This window comes from Microbacterium barkeri (assembly GCF_027921765.1).
Taxonomy (GTDB): Bacteria; Actinomycetota; Actinomycetes; order Actinomycetales; family Microbacteriaceae; genus Microbacterium; species Microbacterium barkeri.
This window is the reverse complement of record NZ_BSEJ01000005.1, coordinates 150,046-174,209: the sequence shown is the minus strand read 5'-3', so window position 1 is coordinate 174,209 and position 24,164 is coordinate 150,046. Positions and strand designations below refer to the sequence as shown.

The 24,164-nt window shown below is 72.2% G+C and carries 20 protein-coding genes; 16 read left to right on the top strand and 4 right to left on the bottom strand.

Going from position 1 to position 24,164, the window contains the following annotated elements:
- The first annotated feature begins 1 nt into the window (after position 1).
- The 11 genes from PKE79_RS07195 to PKE79_RS07145 all read left to right on the top strand — a co-directional run bounded on the left by PKE79_RS07195 (position 2) and on the right by PKE79_RS07145 (position 13,632).
- Positions 2-838, top strand: a complete 837-nt coding sequence (locus PKE79_RS07195) for a carbohydrate ABC transporter permease (RefSeq protein ID WP_271173004.1) — start codon at positions 2-4, stop codon at positions 836-838.
- Positions 835-2,343: a family 43 glycosylhydrolase gene (locus PKE79_RS07190; protein ID WP_271173003.1), complete on the top strand. Its 1,509-nt coding sequence runs from the start codon at positions 835-837 to the stop codon at positions 2,341-2,343. The genes PKE79_RS07195 and PKE79_RS07190 overlap by 4 nt, the downstream gene beginning before the upstream one ends.
- Complete coding sequence (locus PKE79_RS07185) at positions 2,340-4,469, top strand: glycoside hydrolase family 3 N-terminal domain-containing protein (protein ID WP_271173002.1); 2,130 nt, start codon at positions 2,340-2,342, stop codon at positions 4,467-4,469. The genes PKE79_RS07190 and PKE79_RS07185 overlap by 4 nt, the downstream gene beginning before the upstream one ends.
- A complete protein-coding gene (locus PKE79_RS07180; RefSeq protein WP_271173001.1) occupies positions 4,466-7,048 on the top strand; it encodes a type 1 glutamine amidotransferase family protein in 2,583 nt (860 codons plus the stop codon). Before PKE79_RS07185 ends, PKE79_RS07180 begins: the two co-directional genes overlap by 4 nt.
- 99 nt (positions 7,049-7,147) lie before the next feature.
- Positions 7,148-7,942 (top strand): TIM barrel protein, encoded by a 795-nt coding sequence (locus tag PKE79_RS07175; protein ID WP_271173000.1) that lies wholly within the window; start codon positions 7,148-7,150, stop codon positions 7,940-7,942.
- On the top strand, positions 7,939-9,504 hold the full coding sequence (carA, locus tag PKE79_RS07170; protein WP_271172999.1) for a c-glycoside 3-oxidase CarA: 1,566 nt from the start codon (positions 7,939-7,941) through the stop codon (positions 9,502-9,504). Before PKE79_RS07175 ends, carA begins: the two co-directional genes overlap by 4 nt.
- 99 nt (positions 9,505-9,603) lie before the next feature.
- On the top strand, positions 9,604-10,002 hold the full coding sequence (locus PKE79_RS07165) for a C-glycoside deglycosidase beta subunit domain-containing protein (protein WP_271172998.1): 399 nt from the start codon (positions 9,604-9,606) through the stop codon (positions 10,000-10,002).
- Entirely contained in the window at positions 9,999-11,105 is a 1,107-nt protein-coding gene (locus PKE79_RS07160) for a sugar phosphate isomerase/epimerase family protein (RefSeq protein ID WP_271172997.1), read from the top strand. The genes PKE79_RS07165 and PKE79_RS07160 overlap by 4 nt, the downstream gene beginning before the upstream one ends.
- On the top strand, positions 11,102-12,136 hold the full coding sequence (locus PKE79_RS07155; protein WP_271172996.1) for a sugar phosphate isomerase/epimerase family protein: 1,035 nt from the start codon (positions 11,102-11,104) through the stop codon (positions 12,134-12,136). The genes PKE79_RS07160 and PKE79_RS07155 overlap by 4 nt, the downstream gene beginning before the upstream one ends.
- Before the next feature lie 11 nt (positions 12,137-12,147).
- Positions 12,148-12,579: a C-glycoside deglycosidase beta subunit domain-containing protein gene (locus tag PKE79_RS07150; RefSeq protein WP_271172995.1), complete on the top strand. Its 432-nt coding sequence runs from the start codon at positions 12,148-12,150 to the stop codon at positions 12,577-12,579.
- A gap of 51 nt (positions 12,580-12,630) precedes the next feature.
- Positions 12,631-13,632: a sugar phosphate isomerase/epimerase family protein gene (locus PKE79_RS07145; RefSeq protein ID WP_271172994.1), complete on the top strand. Its 1,002-nt coding sequence runs from the start codon at positions 12,631-12,633 to the stop codon at positions 13,630-13,632.
- A gap of 67 nt (positions 13,633-13,699) precedes the next feature.
- Here the strand turns inward: PKE79_RS07145 and PKE79_RS07140 are convergent, their stop codons facing one another.
- The 4 genes from PKE79_RS07140 to PKE79_RS07125 all read right to left on the bottom strand — a co-directional run bounded on the left by PKE79_RS07140 (position 13,700) and on the right by PKE79_RS07125 (position 18,071).
- Positions 13,700-14,473 carry a nuclear transport factor 2 family protein gene (locus PKE79_RS07140; RefSeq protein ID WP_271172993.1) on the bottom strand — a complete coding sequence of 258 codons (774 nt, stop codon included), beginning with the start codon at positions 14,471-14,473 and terminating at the stop codon, positions 13,700-13,702.
- Positions 14,474-14,484: 11 nt separating this feature from the next.
- Positions 14,485-15,858 (bottom strand): restriction endonuclease subunit R, encoded by a 1,374-nt coding sequence (locus PKE79_RS07135; protein WP_271172992.1) that lies wholly within the window; start codon positions 15,856-15,858, stop codon positions 14,485-14,487.
- On the bottom strand, positions 15,855-16,739 hold the full coding sequence (locus PKE79_RS07130) for a ThuA domain-containing protein (protein ID WP_271172991.1): 885 nt from the start codon (positions 16,737-16,739) through the stop codon (positions 15,855-15,857). The genes PKE79_RS07135 and PKE79_RS07130 overlap by 4 nt, the downstream gene beginning before the upstream one ends.
- Before the next feature lie 66 nt (positions 16,740-16,805).
- A complete protein-coding gene (locus PKE79_RS07125) occupies positions 16,806-18,071 on the bottom strand; it encodes an ROK family protein (protein ID WP_271172990.1) in 1,266 nt (421 codons plus the stop codon).
- 103 nt (positions 18,072-18,174) lie between these two features.
- Here PKE79_RS07125 and PKE79_RS07120 point away from each other — a divergent pair, with 103 nt between their 5' ends.
- The 5 genes from PKE79_RS07120 (at position 18,175) to PKE79_RS07100 (ending at position 24,142) form a co-directional block, all read left to right on the top strand.
- A complete protein-coding gene (locus PKE79_RS07120; RefSeq protein WP_271172989.1) occupies positions 18,175-19,215 on the top strand; it encodes a Gfo/Idh/MocA family protein in 1,041 nt (346 codons plus the stop codon).
- Positions 19,212-19,967, top strand: coding sequence for a hypothetical protein (locus tag PKE79_RS07115; protein WP_271172988.1), 756 nt, complete (start codon positions 19,212-19,214; stop codon positions 19,965-19,967). The genes PKE79_RS07120 and PKE79_RS07115 overlap by 4 nt, the downstream gene beginning before the upstream one ends.
- A gap of 1 nt (position 19,968) precedes the next feature.
- The gene (locus tag PKE79_RS07110) at positions 19,969-20,886 is read left to right on the top strand and encodes an alpha/beta hydrolase (protein ID WP_271172987.1); all 918 of its coding nucleotides are present in this window, start codon (positions 19,969-19,971) and stop codon (positions 20,884-20,886) included.
- Positions 20,887-21,032: 146 nt separating this feature from the next.
- Positions 21,033-22,592 (top strand): MFS transporter, encoded by a 1,560-nt coding sequence (locus PKE79_RS07105; RefSeq protein ID WP_271172986.1) that lies wholly within the window; start codon positions 21,033-21,035, stop codon positions 22,590-22,592.
- Positions 22,589-24,142, top strand: coding sequence for a GMC oxidoreductase (locus tag PKE79_RS07100; protein WP_271172985.1), 1,554 nt, complete (start codon positions 22,589-22,591; stop codon positions 24,140-24,142). The genes PKE79_RS07105 and PKE79_RS07100 overlap by 4 nt, the downstream gene beginning before the upstream one ends.
- Positions 24,143-24,164 lie beyond the last annotated feature (22 nt).

Genomic DNA, 24,164 nt, shown 5'->3' with positions numbered 1-24,164 from the left:
CATGTTCCGCTACACGAAGCTCACCGCGGTCCGCGAGGTGCTCATCTGGGTGCTCGCGCTCGTGTTCCTGCTGCCGTTCTTCTTCCTCGTCTCCACCGCGCTGAAGACCGACGAGGAGGTCTTCCGGTCCTCGCCGCTCGCGCTCCCCGAGGCGCCGCAGCTCGCCAACTTCGTCGACCTGTTCGCCGCGCAGGGGCAGGGCAACATCCTCGCCGGGCTCGTGAACTCGGTCGTCCTCACCCTCGGGGCGATTCTCGGCCTCGTGCTGCTCGGCTCGCTGACGGGGTACGTCATCATGCGCTCGACCCAGCGGTGGACGAAGGGCGCCTACTACCTCTTCCTCATCGCGATCATCCTGCCCGCGCAGCTCGGCACCGTGCCGCTGTACATCGGGGCGCGCGCGATCGGGCTCACCGGCTCGCTGTGGGGGATGATCATCCTCTACACGGGGATGATGCTGCCGCTCGCGATCTTCCTCTACGCGGGATTCTTCCGCGGCCTCGGCACGGAGTACGAGGAGGCCGCCGCGATCGACGGCGCCACCCGGACGCAGATCTTCTTCCGGATCGTGCTCCCGCTCATGGCCCCCGCGACCGGCACGGTCGCCATCCTCACGGGTCTCATCGTGTGGAACGACTTCATGACCGCGCTCATCTTCCTCGGCGGATCCGACGCGCAGACCCTGCCGGTCGCGATGTACTACTTCATCGGATCGCTCGTGTCGCAGTGGAACAAGATCTTCGCGATCGTGCTCGTCTCGATGATCCCGATCCTCGCGTTCTACCTCGTCGCGCAGAAGAAGTTCATCCAGGGCTTCGCGGGCGGTCTCAAGGGATGAGCGCCTCCCTGCAGCGGACGCCCGCCGACCTCGGCGACGGGACGTTCCGCAACCCGATCCTGCCCGGCGACCGTCCGGATCCCTCTGTCCTGCGCGTGGGTGACGCGTACTACCTGACCTGCTCGTCCTTCGACGCCTCACCGGGGCTCGCGCTCTGGCGCTCGGAAGATCTCGTCTCCTGGTCGTTCGCGGGCACGGCGCTCGAGCATCCGCTGAGCACCGTGTTCGCGCCCGACCTCGTCGAGCACGGCGGCCGGTACTTCATCTACTTCCCGTTCATCCCGAGCGCATGGGGCGACGCGCGGATCGACGACGCGCAGGTCTGGGTCGTGCACGCCGATCACCCGGAGGGCCCGTGGAGCGCGCCCGTCTTCACCGGCATCTCGGGTGCCATCGATCCGGGTCACGTCGTCGGCGAAGACGGAGAGCGGTACCTCTTCGTGAACGGCATCCGCCGCTGCCGCCTCTCCGCCGACGGCCTCACGGCGGTGACGCCGCTCGAGCAGGCGTATGACGGGTGGCAGTACCCGGATGAGTGGATCACGGAGTCCTACGCGCTGGAGGGGCCGAAGTTCTTCCGCCGCGGCGAATGGATCTACCTCGTCAGCGCCGTGGGCGGCACGGGCGGACCGGCGACCGGACACATGGTGATCGTGGCGCGCTCGCGGTCGGTGCTCGGCCCGTGGGAGAACGCCCCCGGCAATCCGATCGCTCGCACACGGTCGGACGACGAGGCGTGGTGGTCGCGCGGGCATGCGACGATCCTCGAGGGCCGAGACGGCCGCTGGTGGATGGTCTCGCACGGGTACGCGCGCCGCTTCCGCACACTCGGACGCCAGGCCCTCCTCGAGCCGATCGAGTGGACCGAGGACGGATGGCCGGTGGCGCCCGCGGAGGACCTCGGCGCCCCGCTTCCGAAGCCCGCGCCCGGAAGGCCCCACGCGGTTCCCGCGCCGTCGGACGACTTCGCGGAGCCCGCGTGGGGTGAGCGGTGGGTGTTCGACGACCCGGGTCGCGACGAGCTCGACCGGGTGCGCTTCGATGGAGGGCTCGTGCTGCGGGGCAAGGGCGCGTCGCCCGCCGATGCGTCGCCGCTCACGACGTGGGCGATGGACAGGGCGTTCGAGATCGAGGTCGAGATCGAGGTGCCGGACGGCACGGAGGCGGGGCTCCTCCTCTGGTTCAACCGGCGGATGTTCTACGGCATGAGCTGGGACGGGCGGACGCTCGCGAGCTATGCCGGGGGCATCCGGACGCACCGCCGCGAGCAGGTCGAGCCGGGTTCGATCATCCAGCTGCGCCTCGTCGACGATCAGCACATCGTGACCGGATGGTTCCGCCGTCCGGGTGAGGAGTGGAGCCGTCACGGCGTGCGCTACGACGTCGAGGGAGCCCACTCGGCGACCCTCCAGGACCTGAAGAGCCTCCGACCTGCCCTCTTCGCGGCCGGAGACGGCGCCGCGACCTTCCGCGGGTTCCGCTACCGCGTGCGGGAGGCGTCATGAGCGCCCGCGTCGAGGCACTGCTCGCTCGCCTCAGCTGGGAGCAGAAGCTCGCCCAGATGCAGATCGTGTGGCGTCGGGATCTCGGCGAGGCGACCGCGCTCGCACGGCGCGGCATCGGCGCGCTCTTCTGGCCCGCATCGGCACGCGAGACCAATCAGCTTCAGCGCGCGGCCGTCGAGTCCGGCGGCGTCCCGCTGCTCATCGCGCTCGACGTCGTGCACGGTCAGCGCACGATCTTCCCCACTCCGCTCGCGCAGGCCGCGTCGTTCGACCGCGCCGTCGCCGCCGCGGACGCCCGCGTCTCGGCCCGCGAGGCGCGCTCGGGCGGCGTGAACTGGACCTACTCCCCGATGGTCGATGTGACCCGAGACCCCCGGTGGGGGCGCGTGGTCGAGGGCTTCGGCGAGGACGCGCTCCTCACCTCGACGCTCGGCGCCGTCAAGGCGCGCGCCTACCGCGCGGAGGGCGTCGCGGCCTGCCTCAAGCACTTCGCGGCCTACGGGGCCGCGGAGGCCGGACGCGACTACAACACCGCCGACGTCTCCCGGCGACGCCTGCGCGACGTGTACCTCGAGCCCTTCCGCGCGGGAGCGCACGCCGGCGCGGATACGGTCATGGCGGCGTTCACCTCCCTCAACGGGCGCCCGATGCACGCCAATGCGCCGCTGCTCACCGGGGTGCTCAAGGGTGAGTGGGGGTTCGAGGGCCTCGTCGTGGGCGACGCCGAGGGGGTCGCCCAGCTCGTCGCCCACGGCGTCGCCGAGACCGAGAAGGACGCGATCCGCCAGGCGATCGAGGCGGGCGTCGACATCGTCATGGGGGGAGCGGAGCTCGTCGACGCGAGGGGCGCCGCGGTGCTCGCGCCCGGCGAGGTCGACGCGGACCGCGTCGACGACGCCGTGCGCCGCATCCTGTCGCTCAAGGAGCGGCTCGGGCTCCTCGACGATCCGTTCGTCCGAGAGGAGGCGGAGATCCTCGCGCCGACCGAGGAGTCGCTCGCCGCCGCGCGGTCGGCCGCCGAGCGCTGCATCGTGCTCCTGCGGAACGAGGGCGCACTGCCCCTCGCGCCGCGGGGACGCGTCCTCGTCACGGGGCCGTACGCCCGGAGCCTCGATCACCTGGGCGCATGGGTGCAGCACTTCGCCGCGCCGGCGACATCGACCCTCGCGGACGCGCTCGCCGCGGAGCTCCCGGAGGTCGACTGGGTGGAGGCGGCCGGCTCTGGCTTCCTCTCCGGCTCCGACGAGGACATCGCCGAGGCGGTCTCGCGCGCAGCCGATGCCGACCTCGTCATCGTGGCGGCGGGTGAGCCGAGCCGGCTCTCGGGCGAAGCCGCGTCGCGGGCGGACATCGCGCTCCCGGCCGCGCAGACGCGGTTCATCCACGCCCTCGCCGACACGGGGGCCCGTGTCGTCGTGGTGCTGCACACGGGGCGGCCCCTGGTCGTCGAGGACTGGATCGAGCGCGTCGACGCGGTGCTGTGCACCTGGCACCTCGGCACGCAGGCGGCACCGGCCATCGCGGGCGCCCTCTCCGGGCGCGTGAACCCGGGCGGCCGGCTGCCGATGACGTTCCCGCGGGCCGTCGGGCAGATCCCGATCCATCACGACCACGAGCGCACGGGACGACCCGCGCGGACCGGCGGCGAACTCCTCGACCCCGCGGCGGTGGATGACGAGACCATCCTCGGCCCCAACAACACCGACGACCACTACACGTCGAAGTTCCTCGATCTGCCGCTCGGCCCGCGTTTCGCGTTCGGCCACGGGCTCTCCTACACGACCTTCGCCCTCGACGACCTGGAGGTCGTCCGCGACGACGGCGGATGGCTCGTGTCGGTGCGCGTCCGGAACACCGGCGTGCACGACGGCGATGACGTCGTCCTGCTCTTCGCGAGCGACGAGTGCGCGAGCGTCGCTCAGCCGGTCCGCCGTCTGCGCGGATTCGAGCGCGTCGCCGTCCCCTCCGGAGGCGCGGCGCGCGTCGCCTTCCGGCTCGAGGCGTCCGACCTGGGCTTCTGGACCGACGACGAGCGGTTCGTCATCGAGCCAGGGGGCTTCGAGCTCGCCGTGGAGGACGGCATGTCCGCCGTGCGGACGCGGATCGTGCTCGAGGAGGCGTCATGACGCTCCCGCAGCTCCGCGACGTCGTCGACGGCGTCGTCCCGAACGCGATCATGCCGCTGTTCTGGCAGAAGGGCGGCCCGGTCGAGACGATCGTCGAGGAGGCGCACCGGATCGCCGACGCAGGGATCGGCGCGGTCATCCTCGAGGCGCGGCCGCATCCGGAGTTCCTGGGCGACGGATGGTGGCGCGACGTCGACGCCGTGCTCGAGGTGGCGCGCGAGCGCGGGCTCAGGGTCTGGTTCTTCGACGACGACACGTTCCCGACCGGCCATGCGGCGGGCGCCCTCGAAGGAGCGTCCGCCGAGCGGCGCCGCCGGTTCCTCGCCGAGCGGCACACCGACGCGGTCGGGCCCGCCCGCGGAGCGTCGTTCATCGTCGATCGGCGGAAGTTCTTCGGCCCCGAGGCGGGGTGGGATCCAGGCCAGCTCGTCCGCGTCGTCGCCTACCGGCGCGAGGAGGGCGGCGAGGCGCTCATCGGAGAGCCGATCGACCTCACCGAGCGCGTCGCCGACGGCCGCGTCTTCTGGGACGTGCCGGAAGGGCACTGGCGCGTGTTCTTCGTGTCGGTCGTGTCCGACGGGGCGAGCGAGCGGCATCGCGACCACCTCTCCTACCTCGACGCCGATGCGACGCGCCTGCTCCTCGACACCGTGCACGAGGCCATCCACGCGCGGTACGCCGACGACTTCGGGGGCGTCATCGCGGGCTTCTTCACCGACGAGCCCGGGTTCTACAACGACCGCGAGACCTTCGACTTCACCTCGACGGTCGGCAAGCCGGGCGTCGTCCTGCCGTGGCACCCCGACCTGGGCCTCGATCCGCTCGCCGCGCCCCTGCTGTGGTGGGACGGCGATGGGGCGACACGGACGCGCCTGGCGTACATGGACGCCCTCACGCGCCTCTACGAGCGCAGCTTCGCGCGGCCCGTCGGGGAGTGGTGCCGTGCGCACGGCGTCGAGCACATCGGCCACGTCGTCGAGGACAACGGCGCGCACATGCGACTCGGCCCCGGCGCCGGCCACTACTTCCGCGCGATGGCCGGGCAGGACATGGCGGGCGTGGACGTCATCGGCGCGCAGGTCGTGCCGGGGTTCGGCCGAGGGCCGCTTGCGAACATGGCCGGCGCGGGCGACGGCGAGTTCTTCCAGTTCGGTCTCGCGAAGCTCGCGTCGTCGGCCGCGCACATCGACCCGCTCAAGCGCGGTCGCTCGATGTGCGAGGCATTCGGCGCGTACGGCTGGTCGTTCGGCCTGCGGCATCAGGCGTGGGTGACATCCCACCTCCTCGTCCGCGGCGTGACGCATATCGTGCCGCACGCGTACTCGCCGGCCGAGTACCCCGACCTCGACTGCCCGCCGCACTTCTTCGCGCGTGGACGGAATCCCCAGTACCGCCACCAGGCGGTGCTGAGCGCGTACACGAACCGGGTGAGCCACCTGCTCTCGGGCGGGCGGCACATCGCGCCCGCCGCGGTGCTGTACCCCGCCGAGGCCGACTGGCTCGGGCGGGCGATGCCGGCGGAGCGCCCCGTCCGCCTGCTCGCGGAGGCGCAGATCGACGTCGACATCGTGCCCGCCGACGCGCTCCACGATGCGGTCGTCGCGGATGGCGCGCTGCGGGTCCACGAGGAGGCCTACGACGTGCTCGTCGTCCCGGGCAGCGCGCTGCTGCCCGATTCGACGGCGCGGACACTGCAGCGACTCGCACAGGACGGCCTCCCGGTGCTCTTCGTCGACGAGGTGCCGGCGGTCGCGGACGGCGACACGCGCCTTCTGCAGAGCGCCTTCGCGCCCGTCGCGCAGGCGGGGCTCGCGGCCGCCGTCGCCGAGCGCACCGCGCGCGCCGTGCGCGTCGCCGTGCCTGCCCCCGAGCTCCGCGTGCACCGTGTCGACCAGGGCGCCGCCGATGTCGTCATGCTCATGAACGAGGGCGTCCGCGCCACGCTCCCGGTGCGCGTCGCGGTTCCGCGCGGCGGCGAGGCGGTCTCCGTCGACCCGTGGACGGGGACGCTCCGCGCGGTCGCTCACGAGGGTGGAGCGGACGAGGTCGCGATCGACGTGACGCTCGCCCCGGGGGAGACCGCGCTCCTCATCGTGGGCGATCCCGCCGCGTGGGCCGGGATGCCCGTCGCGCCGCTGCGCGAGCGCGCCACGCCATCGCCCGTCCCGGGGCCCTGGCGCATCGAGACGGCCTCGGCTCTCGCCTACCCCGCCTTCGAGGCGTGGCGGAGCATCGACGACCTCGTCCCGCTCGACCGGCCGGGGCTCCTGCCCCGCTTCAGCGGGACCATCCGCTACACGACCCGCGTCCTCGGGCACGCGCCATCTGCGCCCGCCGTGATCGACCTCGGCGAGGCTCACGAGGTCGCGCAGGTGTTCGTGAACGGGGCCGATCTCGGAGTGCGGGTCGCGCCGCCCTACCGCTACGACGTGCCGGCGGGCGTCCTCACGGGCGACGACGAGTTCGTCGTCGAGGTCGTGAACACGCTCGCGAAGGAGCAGCCCGACTTCTTCTCGGCATGGGCAACGCAGGAGCCGACCGGCCTGCTCGGACCCGTCGTGATCGAGGGGGCCCGATGAGCACCCGCCGATTCGAGGACGGCCGGATCGTCGAGCACGGGGGCGGCGCCTCCGTGCATGCCGTCCACGACCACCCGATGTTCTGATCCAGGAGGACCGATGTACCAGCTCGCACCGAATATCGAACTGCTCTTCACCGAGGCCGGCGACTACCCGGAGCGCGTGCGCGCGGCGGCGGCGGCCGGGTTCGACGCCGTCGAGATGTGGGGGCCGACCGGGGTCGACGCGCCCGCGAAGCCCAAGGACATCCCGGCTCTCCGCGCCGCGCTCGAGGAGACGGGGACGCAGCTGACCGCGCAGCTCGCCGAGCCGCGCACGCAGTTCATGATCCCGCCGTGGGACCACTCGGAGTTCTTCCGCAAGCTCGACGAGGGCGTCGAGATCGCGCGTGCGCTCGGATGCCCGCGCATCGTCGTGGGCAGCGGGACGGGCTTCGGCGGCTGGAAGCGGCAGGTCCAGCTCGACAAGCTCATCGAGATCTACCGGACGGCGATCGCGCAGATCGAGGGGTCGGGCGTCACGCTCGTGCTCGAGCCGGTGAACGTGCGCGTCGATCACCCCGGCTCGCTGCTCGACCGCACCTCCGAGGCCGCCTACGTCGCGCGCGGCGTCGACTCGCCCGCGTTCGGCGTCCTCTACGACATCTACCACTCGGCCGTCGAGGGCGAGGACATGGCGGCGGAGCTCGCGGGTGCGGGCGACCTCGTGAAGTACGTCCAGCTCGCCGACGCCCCCGGGCGCGGCGAGCCGGGAACGGGCGAGCTCGACTGGGACGAGCGCCTCGGCATCCTGCGCACGTCGGGGTACGACGGCCCGATCGGACTCGAGTACTACCCGACGGTCGAGTCGTCCGCATCGGTGCGGCGCATCGTCGAAGCGGCGGCCCGCGCATGAGCCGCTACCCGAACGAGGTCGACGTCGTCATCGTAGGCTCGGGGCCCACAGGCGCCGCCTACGCGCGGATCCTCTCCGAGCGCGCGCCGGGGGCGCGGATCGCCATGCTCGAGGTGGGGCCGACCGTGTCGGACCCGCCCGGCGCGCACGTCAAGAACATCGTCGACGACGCCGAGCGCGCCCGCGCGCAGGTGCGCTCGCAGGGCCCCGCGGCGGAGACCGCCACGGTCACGAACCCGGGCGCGGTCAAGGCGGGGCAGCGGCGCGCCCGCGCGGGCACCTACCTGCTCGATGACGGCTACGCCCAGGACGGCGAGGACGGCCTCCCGGTGGCCGCGTTCTCGAGCAACGTCGGGGGCATGGGGGCCCACTGGACCGCCGCGTGCCCGCGCCCCGGCGACAGCGAGCGCATCGGCTTCCTGGACGAGGACGGCGCCCTCGACGAGCTGCTGTCGGAGGGCGAGCGCCTCCTGGGTGTCACCTCCGACGCCTTCGACGCCGCGCCGTTCTCCGGACTCGTCCGCGAGCGCCTGGCCGCCGAGGTCGACGCCGAGCGGCCAGCGGACCGCCGCGTGCAGCGGATGCCGCTGGCCGTGCACCGTCGCGACGACGGGCGTCTCGTGTGGTCGGGATCCGACGTCGTCTTCGGCGACGTCACGCGCGCGAACCTCGGGTTCTCGCTCCACGACGAGTCGCTCGTCACGCGCGTGCTCGTCGCCGACGGCCGCGCGTCGGGTGTCGAGGTCCGCGACCTCCGCGACGGGCAGACGCATCGGATCGCCGCCCGGTTCGTCGTCGTCGCGGCCGACGCACTGCGGACGCCCCAGGTGCTCTGGGCGTCCGGCATCCGCCCCGAGGCCCTCGGTCGCTACCTCAACGACCAGGCGCAGATCGTCTTCGCGTCGCGTCTGCGCGATGTCGAGGCGCCCGCGACCCGGGAGGGCGGCGACGGCGCCCTCAGCGAGACGAGCGGCGTGAGCTGGGTGCCGTTCACCGACGACCTGCCCTTCCACGGTCAGATCATGCAGCTCGACGCGTCGCCCATCCCGCTCGCCGATGACGACCCGGTGGTGCCGGGCTCGATCGTCGGGCTCGGGCTGTTCTGCGTGAAGGACCTGCAGGCCTCCGACCGGGTCGTGTTCGACGACTCCCGGGTCGACGCGTACGGGATGCCGGCCATGCGCATCCACTACACCCTCACCGATCGCGACCGCGCGGTCATCGAGCGCGCGAAGCGCGAGATCGTCCGACTCGGGAAGGCCGTCGGGGAGCCGCTCGATGACCGCCCCTTCGTCATGCCCCTCGGGTCGTCTCTGCACTACCAGGGCACGGTGCGGATGGGCGCGGCGGACGACGGCGCCTCCGTGTGCGACCCGCACAGCGAGGTCTGGGGCGTGCCGGGGCTCTTCGTCGCCGGCAACGGCGTCATCCCGACGGCCACGGCGTGCAACCCGACGCTGACCGCGGTCGCGCTCGCGGTGCGCGGCGCTCGCCGCATCGCGGAGCGGCTCAGCCCGCAGACGGCATCCGAGCGGGTCTCGGGCGCGGTCGCCGCAGGCTGAGTTCGCGTGAGGGGCTCCGGGCCCCACCAGGCCTTGACTTAGGTAGAAAAGAAGCATTAGTCTGACGGAAGTCAGACAAAGACGTCTTGGAGGACATCCGTGATCCCCGATCGCATCATCGAGCCCGGCACGCTCAGGACCGACGGCGCGCGCGTCGCGGTCGACGTGCGCATCCCCTGGTACCGCGCATTGCCGGCGTCGTGCATCGCCGGCGCCACGCTCACGGTCGACGGCGTCGAGGCGCCGGCCGACTCGCTGCGCTGGCGTCTCAACGGCGAGGAGCGCACCTTCGCCGACATGGTCGACGACACCGAGAGCTGGTGGTTCCCCGTCGACTCCGCCGTGCTCTCCGGCGACCTCCCGGTGCCCGCGGACGACGCGGAGCACCGCGTCGAGGTGGGCCTCACCCTCTACATCCCGTACATCATCATCGGCGACGACGAGACCCTCCACATCGAGGAGCGCGACGCCAAGACCATGAAGGCGGCAGCCGCATGACGAACCTCGGCGCGCCCATCCAGGGCGTCACCCTCTACAGCTTCACGCGCGCGTTCCACGGCCGCGAGTACGACCTCGAAGGGCTCATCCGCAAGGTCGCCGCCGAAGGCTACGGCCCCGGTCTCGAGATCATCGGCTTCTCGAGCTTCCGCGGCTTCCCGGAGATCGACGACGCGTTCGCGGGCCGCTTCCGGGATCTCGTCGCCGAGACCGGCCTCGTCACGACCTCGCTCGCGATCAACGCCGACATCGGCATCCACCGCGACCGCCTGCTCGACCAGGACGAGCTCATCGCGTACATGCGGAGGCAGATCCTCGCCGCCGCGAAGCTCGGCTTCCCGATCGCGCGCGTGCAGATCTCGATCACGCCCGACTCGATGGAGGCACTCGCTCCCATCGCCGAGGAGCACGGCGTGACGCTCGCGCTCGAGGTGCACGCGGACCAGTACGCCTCCCATCCGCGCATCCTCGCCCTGCGCGACCGCTACGAGAAGGTCGGCTCGCCGTTCCTCGGGTTCACGATGGACTGGGGCGCCACCGTGACCGGCTTCGCGCCGTCGCTCATCGAGGCGTACCGCCGTCGCGGCGCATCGGAGGAGCTGCTCGGCGAGGTCGTGGACCTGTGGAGCGCGTTCTACGAGCAGGGGCCGCCGGCCGACCAGGCCGAGCACGGACAGCGCTTCGGGCGCTTCATCGGCCTCGCGGCCCAGCACGGGCAGCCCGAGTTCGGCATCGACTTCGGCATCAACGGCACGGGCCTGTTCGGCCCTGCCCGCGTCGACGACTGGCTCGAGATCATGCCGTGGATCAAGCACGTGCACGGCAAGTTCTTCGGCATCGACGAGAACGGCGAGGAGCCGTCGGTTCCCGTCCGCGATCTCGTGACGCTCCTCGTCGAGAACGGCTACAACGGCGCGATCTCGAGCGAGTACGAGGGCTGGCACTGGAACCACTGGCAGTCGCCCTTCGAGATCATCGCGGGCGAGCAGGCCGTGCAGCGCTCCGCGGCGGAGGCCGCGGGCAGCCGCATGGTGACGGAGGCCGCGCAGGCGCGGACCCAGCTGGCAGCGTGGCTGCCTCGAACGGAAGGAGTGAGCGCATGACGAGCGATGGCATCGCCGGCACCGGCATCCGCCTCGGAACCACCCTGTACTCGATGACGAGCGAGTTCGCCGCCGGGCTGTACACGCCCGAGACGCTGATCGCCGCCGTCGCCGAGAACGGCATCGGGCCGGGTGTGGAGTTCAACATCGCGCAGCTCCTGCGCACCTACCCGGATGTCGACGCCGAGTTCACGAGGCTCTGGTTCGACACGCTCGAGAAGCACGAGCTCGAGCCGAGCGCGGTCGGGACGAACCTCGACATGGGCCGCCGCAAGGATCGCGACATGACCCCCGACGAGGAGTTCGACTTCTTCTCGCGGCAGCTCGCCACGGCGAACACGCTCGGATTCCGGAGGATCGTCATCCGCTCGGCCGGCAAGGAGCTGCTGCGTCGCCTCCTGCCGCTCGCGGAGAAGTACGACCAGCGCCTGGGCTACGAGATCCACGCACCGCAGGGCCCCAATGATCCGAAGATCCTCGAGATCCGCGCGATGTACGAGGAGCTCGGATCCGAGCGCCTCGGGTTCACCGCCGACTTCTCATCGACCATGCACAGCCTGTCGCCGACGCTCCTGCGCACGCTGCGGACGATGGGGATGCCCGAGAAGTACTTCCCGGTCATGGACGAGATCTGGCGGAAGCCGCTGCCCATGCACGTGCGCAATCAGGAGTTCGAGGACTTCCTCACCGCGGAGGGCTTCGACTTCCTCCGGTTCGGGCCCTTCACGCGCCTCGCCTTCAACATGCACGGACTCGTGCCGCCCGAGGAGTGGCTCGACATCATGCCGCAGATCTTCCACGTGCATGCGAAGTTCTACGACATCGGGGCGGACGGCGAGGAGCCGGCCATGGACATCCCCCGCATCGTGCGCCAGTTCGTCGAGGGCGGCTACGAGGGCTTCCTGTCCAGCGAGTGGGAGGGCCACGCGTTCTCCGACCTCGGCGAGGCCGACCCGATCGACCTCGTCCGGAAGCAGCACGCGCTCATGCGCCGCGCGATCGAGGAATCCGTCGCGGCGGCGACGGTCTAGGAGGAGACGACATGGCCACTCACAACTCCCTGTTCTCGGAGAAGGACGTCACGCGCCGCGACGACGGCATCGCCGTCTCGATCCAGCTGCCGTGGTACCGCAGCCTCTGGCTGTCTGCCGTCGACGACGTCGACGTCACCGTCAACGGCGTCGTGATCCCCAAGGAGACGCTGCGCTTCGAGCTGCAGGGGCGCTCGTACACCGTGGCGGAGCTGCCCGACCAGTGGGACACCCTCTGGTTCGTCGCCGACCGTCCTGAGATCGTCATCCCGCTCGAGGGCGTCCTCGACGGCGGCGTGCCTGCCGCGGGGGAGCGCATCACCGTCGAGGTCGTGCTGACCATGCGCCTGCTCTACATGCAGATCGCGCCGGGGGTCGAGGGCGGGCCCGGGCGGTATGTGACCAACCGCGTGCCGGTCCAGCGCGAGCTCGTGCTGGCCTGACCACCGGTCCGCGAGTAAGTTGTAATCAACGACAATCGGGAGGAGTTCGCGATGGCGCGACCGATCACGCTGTTCACGGGCCAGTGGGCCGACCTGCCGTTCGAGGAGGTGTGCCGCCTCGCGGGGGAGTGGGGCTACGACGGCCTCGAGATCGCCTGCTGGGGCGACCACCTGGATCCGTGGCGCTGGGATGACGACGCCTACGTCCAGGGCAAGCTCGACACGCTCGAGCGCCACGGGCTGAAGGTGTGGACGATCTCGAATCACCTCAAGGGCCAGGCGGTCTGCGACGACCCGATCGACCAGCGCCACCGCGACATCCTCCCGGACGTCGTCTGGGGCGACGGAGATCCTGAGGGCGTGCGCCAGCGGGCGGCCGAGGAGATGAAGAACACCGCGCGCCTCGCGGCGAAGCTCGGCGTGAAGACGGTCACGGGCTTCACGGGGTCGTCGATCTGGAAGTACGTCGCGATGTTCCCGCCGGCGAGCGACGAGATGATCGCGGCCGGCTATCAGGACTTCGCCGACCGGTGGAACCCGATCATCGACGTGTTCGAGGAGGTCGGCGTCCGCTTCGCGCTCGAGGTGCATCCGTCGGAGATCGCCTACGACTACTGGACGGCCAAGGCGACGCTCGAGGCGATCGGGCACCGTCCGGGCTTCGGGATCAACTTCGATCCGTCACACTTCATGTGGCAGCAGCTCGACCCGGTGGCGTTCGTGCTCGACTTCGCCGACCACATCTTCCACGTCCACGTGAAGGAGTCGGTGACGAACCTCGACGGACGCAACGGCGTGCTCGGGTCGCACCTGCCGTGGGCGAACCCGCGGCGCGGCTGGACGTTCGTGTCGACGGGCCACGGCGCCGTGCCCTGGGAGCCGCTGTTCCGCGCGCTCAACGCGATCGGCTACGACGGCCCGACGAGCGTCGAGTGGGAGGACGCGGGCATGGACCGTCTGCAGGGCGCTCCCGAGGCGCTCGCGTTCGTGCGCAAGCTCAACGCCATCACGCCGCCCGCTGCGTCGTTCGACGCGGCGTTCTCGACGAAGTAGCGCGCGCAGAGAGCCGCCCCGGAGCCCGTCATGGGCTCCGGGGCGGCTCTCTGCGCGGGGGGAGGGATCAGGCGAAGGTGTCCTCGAAGGTCGCGTGCGGGACGGGCGGCACCGGCTCGAGCTTCTGGCGCGTCGACGGGCTGTACGGGTGGTTCCTCTCGGGGACGGGCTCGTCGGCGGGAGGCATGAAGACGGGCTTGCCGTCATCGCCGAAGTACATGAGGTCGAGGTCGAAGGCGTGCTGGTTCTTCTCGCCGAAGCTCACCCAGTTCTCCTCGAACGGAGCCCGGGCCAGCTCGTAGCACCGGAACTTCCAGATGCGCCATTCGCCGTCCTGGCGGAGGAAGTCGATCGCGTACTTGCACCACACCCAGTGAGCCCAGACCCGCTTGCCCGCCACGAGGCCGGGCGAGTACATGTACTCCGGGCTCTCCTTCGCCACCTCGACGTCGGTCAGACCGGACTCCGTTCCGGCCATGAGCCACACGCCCTTCGCCGTCTTCCCGTCCGCGGCCACTTCGATGACGGGCGTCGTCGTGGCATGGAGGATGAGCTTGCCGACCGGCGCGGGGCGGCCCTGGTGGTAGCGGATGACGCTGTCGTAGTCGGTGTACTGCCCGGCGTTCGTGTAGCGCGCGCGAATGCCCTCGGTGCCGCGCTTCACCCACAGCGGGATGATCTGCTCGTCCTGGAACGCGTTGTGCAGGTACATGTACCTGTTGAAGAGGTTCTCGATCGCGCCGCGGTCGTGCGCGGCCTGCGCGGTTCGCTGCGCCTCGGCGAGCTGCGCGCGCAGGTCGGCGACCTGCTCCGCGAGGTCGTGGATGGTCGGTTCGGCCATGGTGAGCTCCTTCACTCGGGGGATGGTGCGCCCAGCGCCTCGCGCGCGAGCGCGAGGTGGGCGCGGGTCGTCTCGGTCGGGTCGTCGCCGAGCCACTCGTGCCCGCCCCATTCGCTGCAGAGCGTGCCGCGGAAGTCCGAGCCGCGCAGCGGCGCCCCGAGGTCGCGGATGGGCGCGCTGACCCGGCCGTCGTCGTCCTCGAGGTCCCAGAACTTGAGGTGGAAGGCGCCGACGAGCGGCAGGATGGGGCGGAGCACGGCGGCCTCGGACCGGCCGAACCGCACGATGAGGTTCATGAAGAGGGTCCGCAGCTCGGGCGGCACCTCGCCCGCGTGCAGGGCCGCCGTCACCGCCGCCGAGGTGCCCGGGTCGCGCCACTCCTCGCGGAGCCGCGCGTGCAGGGCGGGCGGCAGCGCCGACATCCGCTCGAGGTAGGTCCTCGGGAGCGCGGGCATGAGCATGCTGATGTCGACGAGGAGGCGCACGTGCGGGTCGTCGATCGCGGCGACCACGTCGACCGCGGCGGCCTCGCGCTCGGGCGTCTGGTGCCCCTGCATCTCCTCGTAGAGCGTGAGGTCGAGCGCCTGCAGGGTCGGCAGGAGCCGGCGCAGCAGCGCCTCACCGGCCTGCCCGATCGGCAGCCGCACGCCCTCGGCGCCGAGGGCGTGCGCCGCGTGCAGCTGCGGCAGCAGGAAGGCGAGCCGCTCGTCCTCCGATCGGCGCCCGCCGTCGCCGGTCCAGTCGTCGATGCTCGCTCCGGCGATGCTGACGCGTCCGCCCACGTCGGCGATGCGCGTGCCGAGCCCTGCCGCCTCGTCAGCGGATGGCGCGGGGAACGATCGGAGGGACTGCCCGAGCTCGACCTCGAGGACGTCGGCCGTGCCCTCGGCGGCGATCGCGACGGCGATGTCGGGCGCCGAGCGCTCGGCGCGGATGACCTCGGGCGTCCAGTTGAAGGCGCTCGCGGCGAGCGTCCATCGGCCCGCGGTCGCGGCCGTCCGCTCCGGCGCGCGCGGCGCCGCGGCGGGGGAGGGAGCGGGCGGCGCCGCGTCGAGTTCGAGCACCCGCCGCGCGCGGAACGGCAGCACGAGCGGATGGCCGGGGGCGCCCGGGAGATAGGGGATGAGGATCGAGAACGCGACGTCGACCTCGTGACGGCCGTCGGCAAGCGGCGCGGGAGCCACCACCTCGACGCGGTCCTGCAGGAACCACCACTCCGGGTGGCCCTCGCGCATCCGCGCGCCGACCGGCTCTCCGTCGACCGAGACCGCGAGGTCCTGAAGCGATGACAGAGGGAGCGAGCGGATCCACGGCAGCGACAGGCGCAGGGCGAACCCCTCCCGATCCGAGACGAGCGCGTCGTCGCGGAGCACGGGGAGCGTCATGCGCCGCCCTTCTGCGTCGCGGGCTCGCCCGCCGCGACCCAGTCGTCGAACATGCGGCGCACCATCGGCTCGAGCGTCGTCGGCCACCAGTCGCCGCCCTCGACGGGCTCGCCCAGATCCTCGGGCGTGGGGATGGTCACCTCCCCCGTCGCCGCCCACTCGGCGGCTCGCGGGAAGAGCGCGCGGAACGCGGGGTGCCCGATCGCCGCGACGTCGTGGCCGATGCCGATCGAGGCCGAGCGGCCTGCGCCGTACTCGACCGTCCAGGCGACGGGGTGCTCCTCGCCCATGCCCGGCAGCGCGCGCCACTGGGCGGGCACCTGGGTGTAGCGCAGCGGGTTGTCCCAGCCGGTGAGCAGGATCGTCTTCCGCACACCCTCGGGCCAGCGCAGGTCGACGTAGAGGTCGTCGCCGTAGTGCGGGAACTCGGCGGGCCATCCATCCGTGATGGGGTGCGCCTCGGCCGTGCGGAGGAGGAAGTCGTTGTTCGGCGCCCGCCGCGAGGTGTCCTCGCGCATCACGCCGCCGAGGAGGCGCTCGTACTCCGGATCCCAGCCGACGCCTCCCGCGAGGGTCGGGTGATACGCGACGAGGCCCTTGCCCGAGGCGACGAAGTCGAACAGCGCGCGCTCCGTCTCCTCGCCGAAGCGCTCCTCGGGCACGTCGCGCCAGGGGTCGCGCCGCCCGTAGTAATTGAGGACGACGAGATCGTATGGGCGCAGCGTGTCGGCGGTCGCGCCCCGGAACTCCTCGGAGACCCGGACATCGAAGCGCCCGGTCGACTCCAGCAGCGCGACGAGGGCCGGAGTGGTCTTCCGCCAGTCGTGGTGGACGTCGGTCATCCCGGTGACGATGAGCGTGCGGATGGGCTTCGGGGTCATGACACTCCTTCGTGTGACTTAGACCCAGAAGATACACACTTCCGTCGTTTTTCGTAAGAAGCGGTCTCAGGCCGCGGCGAGCACCCCCTGGATGGTCGGCCGGCCGTCCGCAAACCAGCGCGGGAAGGTCGCGTCGAACAGCTGCTCGATCGCGAGCTGCGCGCCGCCGCGGATGGGCTCGGTCGGGTCGTTCGCGGAGTTCACGATCTGCAGGTCGCGGGTCGCGAGGGGCAGCGAGAGCTCGTACACGCGCTGGCGCACCTCCGCGAGGAAGACCTCGCCCGCGGACGCGATCGCACCGCCGATGACGATCACCGCCGGGTTGAACATGTTGACGAGCGTCGCGATCGACTCCCCGGCGACGCGTGCGGACTTCTGGATGAGCGAGATCGCGAGCGCATCGCCGTGGGTGGCTGCGATCGCGATGTGCTCCGGGGTGAGCTCCTCGTCGTTCTTGACGAAGTAGGCGAGGGCTCCGTCGTCGCCCTCCGCCACCGCGCGTTGCGCGTCGCGGATGAGCGCCCATCCGCTCGCGACGGCCTCGAGGCAGCCGATCTTGCCGCACCGGCACAGCTCCTCCGAGCCGAGCACGCGCACGTGCCCGATGTCGCCGGCCGCGCCGTTCGCACCGCGGTGGAGGTGCCCCTGCGAGAGGAGGCCGGCGCCGATGCCGGATCCGATCTTGCAGAAGATGAGGTCGACGTTCTGCGCACGGCGGCGGTCGCGCTCGCTGAGCGCGAGGAGGTTCACGTCGTTGTCGACCCACACGGGCGCGGAGAACCGCTCCTCGAAGCGCGCGCGGACGTCGAATCCGCTCCAGCCGGGCATGATCGGCGGAGCGACCGGGCGCCCCGAGCTGAAGTCGACGGGCCCGGGGACGCCGACGACGACGGCCCAGATCGGGGCGTCCCCTGTCTGCGCGAGCACGGTCTCGGCCATCTCGATCGCGGCGTCGAGCGTCGCGTCCGGCCCGCGTGTGATGTCCCACGGTGCGTGATCGTCGGCGATCACCCGCCCGTCGAGATCGGTCACGCCGACACGGATGTGCAGGGCGCCGAGGGCGCACACGAGGATGCGCGCCTGCTCGGATCGGAAGCGCAGCACGCGGGGCGCGCGCCCTCCGGAGGACGGGCCCAGCTCGGCGTCCTCGAGGAAGCCCGCTTCGATCGCGCGGTCGACGCGCTGCGACACGACGCCGCGCCCGAGCCCGGTCAGCCGGCCGATCTCGGGCCGCGTGGTGGCCTCGCCGGTCCGGACGAGATTGACGATCCGCAGCAGGCTCGTGACCTCGTCGGTCTGGGCCCCGAATCGGAGGGTGGACTGGTTCGCCATCCTCGGATTCTGGCACAGTGCCCGCCAGATCGCGCGATCTATTGTCGATCGCGCCGAAACTTACGTGTACTTTTAACGTAAGTGCGCACGACGAGGAGGTCGCATGCCCACAGGAGTCGGGATCATCGGCGCGGGCCCGGGCGCGGCAGCGCTCCACGTCCCCACCCTCGCCCGCCTGGGCGATCGCTTCGCGGTCGTGCACGTCGCGGACGCGGGCAGCGGGCGCGCGGCCGCCATCGCGGCACCGCTGGGAGCCCGCGCCTCCTCGAGCGCCGAGGAGCTGCTCGCCGACCCGGCCGTCGAGGTCGTCGTGATCGCGTCGCCGCCAGAGCGTCATGCGGGCCAGGTTCTCGCGGCGGTCGCGGCGGGCAAGCGCGGCGTCCTGTGCGAGAAGCCGCTCGCTCTCGCGCACGGCGAGGTGGACGCGGTGCTGCGCGCCTGCCGCGAGGCCGGGGTCGCGCTCATCGTGGGGACGAATCACCTCCACGACCCCGCGTGGGGGCGCGCCAAGCACTTCCTCATCGCACGGCGCGAACGGGTTCAGAGCATCTCCGTCACGGTGTCGCTGCCGGCCAACGACCGCTATCACGCCGCGGTGACCGAGTTCGCGGACCGCGGCGTGGCCGCGCCCGCGCGCTCGGCGCCCGACTGGTCGGATGCGGGCTTCGCCGCGGCCGTCCTCCGCCAGCTCGTCCTCGGCCTCGCGATCCACGACGCCCCGCTGCTGCGCGATCTCGCGCCCCGCCTCGACGAGGTCGTGTTCGCACGCCCCGTGCTGCCGATCGGATACGCGATCGGATTCCGCGCGGGCGACGTGCTCGTGCAGCTCGCGACGGCGATGGTGCCCGACGGCGCCGAGGCGCTGTGGCGCGTCTCCATCCGGACGGAGGGGGATGGCGTCGAGATCGACTTCCCGCCGTCGTTCGTGCACGTCGGCTCCGCCGAGGTGCGGATCCGGCATGACGACGGCCGACTCATCCGCCATCCGCGCGCCGCGGACGACGGCTATGTCGCGCTCTGGCGCGCGTTCGCGGCGGCGCTGGATGGCGACGCGCCCGTCGAGTACGACGAGATCGCGGCCGACGCGCACTACGCGATCGATCTCGCGGATGCGGTCGCGGACGCCGTGCGGAGCGCCGCATGATCGGCGTGGATCTCGCGTCCGCGCGGGGGTCCGCCGACCGCTTCCGGGTCGCCGCGATCGAGCTGCCGCTGACCGTCGGTCCCGGCCGCGGGCGCACCGCGGAGCCCGGGGGCGCGGGTGTGGTCGTGGTCGACGGCGCCGACGGATGGGTCTCGCGGCTGCGCGACGCTCTCGCAGGGAGCAGCCGCTCGACGTCGCCGCTCGTCGCCGAGCCGGTGTCCGTTCCGGCCGAGGCGCTCGACGTGCTCGGCGCAGCGGAGTGCGCGGTCGAGCGCGAGCGGCTGCGCCCGCTGCCGGAGCAGGCGTCCCGCGCGGCTGCCGCGGCTCGCGCGGTCGTCGTCGAGGCGGCTCTGCCGACCGACGCGGCGGCGGAGTGGCTCCGCGACGCGATCGGCTGGGGCCGGGTGCTCGCCGGGCCTCTCGCGCCGTCCGCGTGCACGCACAGCTCGGCCGGCGTCCTCGCCCTCCTGGCGACGCCCCACGGGGTCCCCGTGACGCTCCTCGCGGGCGCGACCTCGGGCCATCCGGCGATCGTCGCGCGGACGCTCGGCGAGCAGCGGGTCGAGGTGCGCGTCGATCCCCGTGGCGTCGACGTGCGGGTCGCCACGGCGGACGGCGAGCTCGTGCTCCCCCGGGTGCGCGAGTCCGCCGCGCGAGCTGCCCTGCGGCGTGCGGTGCACGGCGGGGCGACCGACCTGTCCGACCTCGTGCACGACGAGCGCGTGCGCGCCGTCCTCTCCGAAGGGAACTGACATGAGCGACGCCGACGCAGCCGGCCTGCCCGACTTCCGACGCCTCCCCGTGCGCGAGGCCATCCGATGGCTCGCCGAGCACGGGGAGCCGGAGGATCCGCGCCCCGACATCGACACGGCGTCGCTCGAGCGGCGGTTCCCTCATCTGCGCGGGATCGAGACGGTCGAGCACACGGTCGACGGCGCGCAGGGCGGCGTGCCCGTGCGGCTCTACCGGCGCCCCGGGGCGGAAGCGCGCGTCGCGCTCGTCTGGGTGCACGGCGGCGGGTTCATCGGCGGGCACCTCGACATGCCGGAGTCGAACTGGGTGGCCAGGGAGCTCGCGGCACGCGGGATCCCCGTTCTCGCGGTCGACTACACGAAATGCCTCGGCCAGGCGCACTTCCCCGCGCCGTCCGACGATGTGCTCGTGGCCTGGCGCTCCGCCCCTGCCCTGCTGGGGCTCCCGGCTGATCGCCTGGTGCTCGGCGGGGCGAGTGCGGGCGGCAACCTCGCGGTCGGCGTGGCCGCGCGTGTGCGCGACGGCGCAGAGGGGCCCCTGCCGGGCGGGCTCCTGGCCGTCTACCCTGCGCTTCACGCGAACAGCGCGAACCCGGGGGTGCCGCTCGATCCCGCATCACCCCATGCGCAGCTCGCCCTGAACTTCGCGGGCTCCGTCGACGCCCTGAGCGATCCGCACGCGTTCCCGGGCGAGGGGAGCGGCGCGGGATACCCGCCCGCGCTCGTCGTCGTCTGCGAGCGAGACGCGCTCCGGCCATCCGGCGAGTCGTTCGCCGGGTCGGTGCGTGCGGCCGGAGGGACGGTCGAGCTGCACGTGGAGCCGGGCGCCGCGCATGGTCACATCGACCAGCCGGGCGACGCGGGCGCGCTCCGCACGCTCGACGTCGTGAGCGACTGGCTGCACGCACGTCAAGGATGACTTTCGACCTACTTATGCAGTTTTTCTACTGAAGCTGATATGCTGGCGGGGACATCGGGGCCCGCGAGGGCTCGTTCCCGTCGGCGCCGAGGCCGACGGGGCACACCAGGTCGAGTCGACAGCCCGGTCGTACGGGCCATCCGCTGATGAACCTCTCTCCGCTCCGCATCCGACTCCTCGTCGGCGCGCTCTTCGTCGTGTCGTTCCTGGGCGCGCTCGACCACACCATCGTCTCGACCTCGCTCGCGACGATCGCCGGCGAGCTCGACGCGCTCGCGCAGATGAGCTGGATCATCGTGGCCTACACGCTCGCGAGCACGGTGCTCATGCCGGTCATCGGCCGCCTCGGCGACATGATCGGCCCGCGCCTGGTCTTCCTCGTCTCGCTCGCGGTGTTCCTCGCGGCGTCGCTCGCGTGCGGCTTCGCCCCCGGCATGACGGCGCTCATCGTCGCGCGCGTCGTCCAGGGCATCGGATCGGCGGGTCTCCATCTCATGTCGCAGACGATCGTCGCGCACGTGACGACGCCCCGGCAGCGCGCGCGGTACATGAGCGTCATCGGCGCGGCCTTCCCGGTCGCGATCCTCGCCGGCCCCGTGCTCGGCGGGGTGATCGTCGACACGTGGGGATGGCCGTGGGTCTTCTGGATCAATCTGCCGCTCGGCGGAGCGGCGCTCGCGTTCGCGGCGTTCGCGCTGCCGCACGTCGAGAGCGGGGCGGAGCGGGGGCGCATCGACCTCGCCGGGGCCCTCGCGTTCGCGGTCGCCATGGTCTCGCTCGTGCTCGCGGTCACCTGGCTCGGCGATCCCGCCGCGCTCGGCGCCGGCCTCGCGTGCGCGGCGCTGTCGGCGACGGGCTTCGCGGTCTTCGTGCTCGTGGAGTTCCGCGCATCGCACCCGCTCGTTCCGCTGCGCCTGTTCGCCGACCGCCGGATGGCCGCGTCGACCGCTCTCTCCGCGGTCATCGGCGTCGGGCTCTTCTCGGTCACGGCGTACCTTCCGACGTTCTTCCAGATGGCGTACCGCACGAGCGCGACGGTCTCGGGTCTCGTGCCGATCGCCACGGTGTTCGGGATGCTCGGGTCGAGCCTGTTCAGCGGATGGCTCGTCGGGCGCACCGGGCGCTACCGGCGCTTCGCGATCGCCGGCCCGCTGCTGGCGTCGTTCGGCCTCGGAGCGATGGCGGTCCTCCCGCTCGGGCTGCCGCTGTGGGTGCCGATGGCGCTCATGGCGCTCGTCGGCATCGGCACGGGCCTCTTCATGAGCCTCGTGGTCGCGGTCGCGCAGAGCTCGGCGCCGCGCTCGGCGACCGGGGCCGCGACCGCTGCGGTCAACCTCGTCCGCCAGATCGGCTCCACGGTCGCGACCGCGATCGTCGGAGGCGTGATCGGCGCGGGCGTGGCCGCCGCCCTCGTCTCCGAGGTCGCGGCGCTCACGCCGCAGGAGGTGCACGCGGCGCCCGCGGCCGTGCAGGACGCCGTCGCCCGCGCGTACGGCGACGTCATGGGGCCTGTGTTCGGCGCTCTCGCGCTCGTCTACCTCCTCGGCTTCGTCATCGCGCTTCTCCTGCCTGCCGGGCGCCTCTCGGACGAGCACGCCCCTGCCCATCCGCCCGCCGCAGAGCCGACCCGCCTCGTCGGGCGCGGCCATCCGATCCCCCAGGCCGCCGCAGGCGGCCCCGCCTCATCCCGCGAGGAGACTCCATGAACGACCAGCCCGTCATCGCCGTCGTCGGCAGCGGACCCATCGGCTCGACCTTCGCGCGCGAGCTGCTCGAGCGCCATCCGCGCGCCCGTGTGGTCATGTTCGAGGCCGGTCCGCAGCTCACCGCCGTGCCGGGGGAGAGCGTGCGCAACATCCCGTCGCCCGACGAGAAGGCGCGGGCGCGCGAGCTCTCGCAGGGCCCGCAGGCGGGCGCCCTGCGCGAGTCGCTCGGCATCCCCGCCGGAACGGTCGTGGAGGGGATGTTCACGGCGCGCCAGGGCACGCATCTTCTCGACTTCGGCGGGGAGGGCGCCGCGCACGCACCGACCTTCCCGGCGGCCGCCGCGTCGACGAACGTCGGCGGGATGGGCGCCCACTGGACGTGCGCGACGCCCCGCCCCTCCGGCTCGGAGCGCGTCGACTTCATCGACGACGCGGAGTGGGATGCGCTCATCCAGCGCGCGGAGGAGCTCCTGCACGTGCAGAGCGCCGCGTTCGCCGACTCGGCCGTCGGCGCGGCCATCCGCTCGCTGCTCGAGGAGGCAGCGGGCTCCGACCCCGCGCCGAGCACGCTGCCGGTCGCGGGAGACCCGCAGCCCGACGGCACGGTCCGCTGGGCCGGCGCCGACGTCGTGCTCGGCCCGCTCGCCGACCCGGGCTCCCCGCTCGCGGCGCGCTTCGAGCTGCGCGACCTGTCGCTCGTGCACCAGATCGTCGTCGACGGCGCGCGCGCGACCGGCGTCGTCGTCGAGGACCTCCGCACCCGCGAGACCGCGACGGTCGAGGCCGACCTCGTCGTGGTCGCTGCCGATGCGTTCCGCACCCCGCAGCTGCTGTGGGCGTCGGGCATCCGGCCGCGCGCACTCGGCCGCTACCTCACCGAGCACCCGGTCGTCATCTCGACCGTCGCGCTGTCCGGCGATCAGATGTCGCGGTTCGCCTCGGAGGCCGATCTCGAGGCGGAGCTCGCGCGCCGCGCGGCGAACCCGGTCGACCCCGTCGCCGCCGTCAATCGCATCCCGTTCGCCGAGCCGGGTCATCCGTACTCCCTGCAGGTGATGTACGCCGAGCAGCCCCCCTTCCCGCTCGATGAGAGCCATCCGCACGCCGGCAACCGGTGGGGCTACGTCAACATGGGCTACGGGATGCGCAAGCGCCCGCGGTTCGAGGACGGCGTCACGTTCTCGGACGACGAGCTCGACTACCGCGGGCTGCCGAACATGACCATCGAGTACGCGCTCGGCCCCGAGGAGGAGGCCGAGATCGCCGACGCGACCGAGCGCCTGCGCCGCATCGGCGAGGGGCTCGGTGTCTTCATCGCCGAGCCGCGACTCATGCCCAACGGGTCGAGCCTGCACTACCAGGGCACCACCCGGATCGGCGTCGCCGACGACGGCACCTCGGTCGCCGACCCGCACTCGCGGGTGTGGGGCTTCGAGAACCTCTACGTCGGCGGCAACGGCACGATCCCGACCGCGACGACGATGAACCCGACGCTCATGTCGGTCGCGCTCGCCGTGCGGGCCGCGCAGGACGCCGCGACGCGCCTGTAAGACCGCGCCGACCGATGCGGGG

Excerpts from the sequence above, each read along its gene's own strand:
- PKE79_RS07195 (WP_271173004.1), top strand. The coding sequence starts at position 2 with ATGTTCCGCTACACGAAGCTCACCGCGGTCCGCGAGGTGCTCATCTGG.
- PKE79_RS07190 (WP_271173003.1), top strand. The coding sequence starts at position 835 with ATGAGCGCCTCCCTGCAGCGGACGCCCGCCGACCTCGGCGACGGGACG.
- PKE79_RS07185 (WP_271173002.1), top strand. The coding sequence starts at position 2,340 with ATGAGCGCCCGCGTCGAGGCACTGCTCGCTCGCCTCAGCTGGGAGCAG.
- PKE79_RS07180 (WP_271173001.1), top strand. The coding sequence starts at position 4,466 with ATGACGCTCCCGCAGCTCCGCGACGTCGTCGACGGCGTCGTCCCGAAC.
- PKE79_RS07175 (WP_271173000.1), top strand. The coding sequence starts at position 7,148 with ATGTACCAGCTCGCACCGAATATCGAACTGCTCTTCACCGAGGCCGGC.
- carA (WP_271172999.1), top strand. The coding sequence starts at position 7,939 with ATGAGCCGCTACCCGAACGAGGTCGACGTCGTCATCGTAGGCTCGGGG.
- PKE79_RS07160 (WP_271172997.1), top strand. The coding sequence starts at position 9,999 with ATGACGAACCTCGGCGCGCCCATCCAGGGCGTCACCCTCTACAGCTTC.
- PKE79_RS07155 (WP_271172996.1), top strand. The coding sequence starts at position 11,102 with ATGACGAGCGATGGCATCGCCGGCACCGGCATCCGCCTCGGAACCACC.
- PKE79_RS07150 (WP_271172995.1), top strand. The coding sequence starts at position 12,148 with ATGGCCACTCACAACTCCCTGTTCTCGGAGAAGGACGTCACGCGCCGC.
- PKE79_RS07145 (WP_271172994.1), top strand. The coding sequence starts at position 12,631 with ATGGCGCGACCGATCACGCTGTTCACGGGCCAGTGGGCCGACCTGCCG.
- PKE79_RS07140 (WP_271172993.1), bottom strand. The coding sequence starts at position 14,473 with ATGGCCGAACCGACCATCCACGACCTCGCGGAGCAGGTCGCCGACCTG.
- PKE79_RS07135 (WP_271172992.1), bottom strand. The coding sequence starts at position 15,858 with ATGACGCTCCCCGTGCTCCGCGACGACGCGCTCGTCTCGGATCGGGAG.
- PKE79_RS07130 (WP_271172991.1), bottom strand. The coding sequence starts at position 16,739 with ATGACCCCGAAGCCCATCCGCACGCTCATCGTCACCGGGATGACCGAC.
- PKE79_RS07125 (WP_271172990.1), bottom strand. The coding sequence starts at position 18,071 with ATGGCGAACCAGTCCACCCTCCGATTCGGGGCCCAGACCGACGAGGTC.
- PKE79_RS07120 (WP_271172989.1), top strand. The coding sequence starts at position 18,175 with ATGCCCACAGGAGTCGGGATCATCGGCGCGGGCCCGGGCGCGGCAGCG.
- PKE79_RS07115 (WP_271172988.1), top strand. The coding sequence starts at position 19,212 with ATGATCGGCGTGGATCTCGCGTCCGCGCGGGGGTCCGCCGACCGCTTC.
- PKE79_RS07110 (WP_271172987.1), top strand. The coding sequence starts at position 19,969 with ATGAGCGACGCCGACGCAGCCGGCCTGCCCGACTTCCGACGCCTCCCC.
- PKE79_RS07105 (WP_271172986.1), top strand. The coding sequence starts at position 21,033 with ATGAACCTCTCTCCGCTCCGCATCCGACTCCTCGTCGGCGCGCTCTTC.
- PKE79_RS07100 (WP_271172985.1), top strand. The coding sequence starts at position 22,589 with ATGAACGACCAGCCCGTCATCGCCGTCGTCGGCAGCGGACCCATCGGC.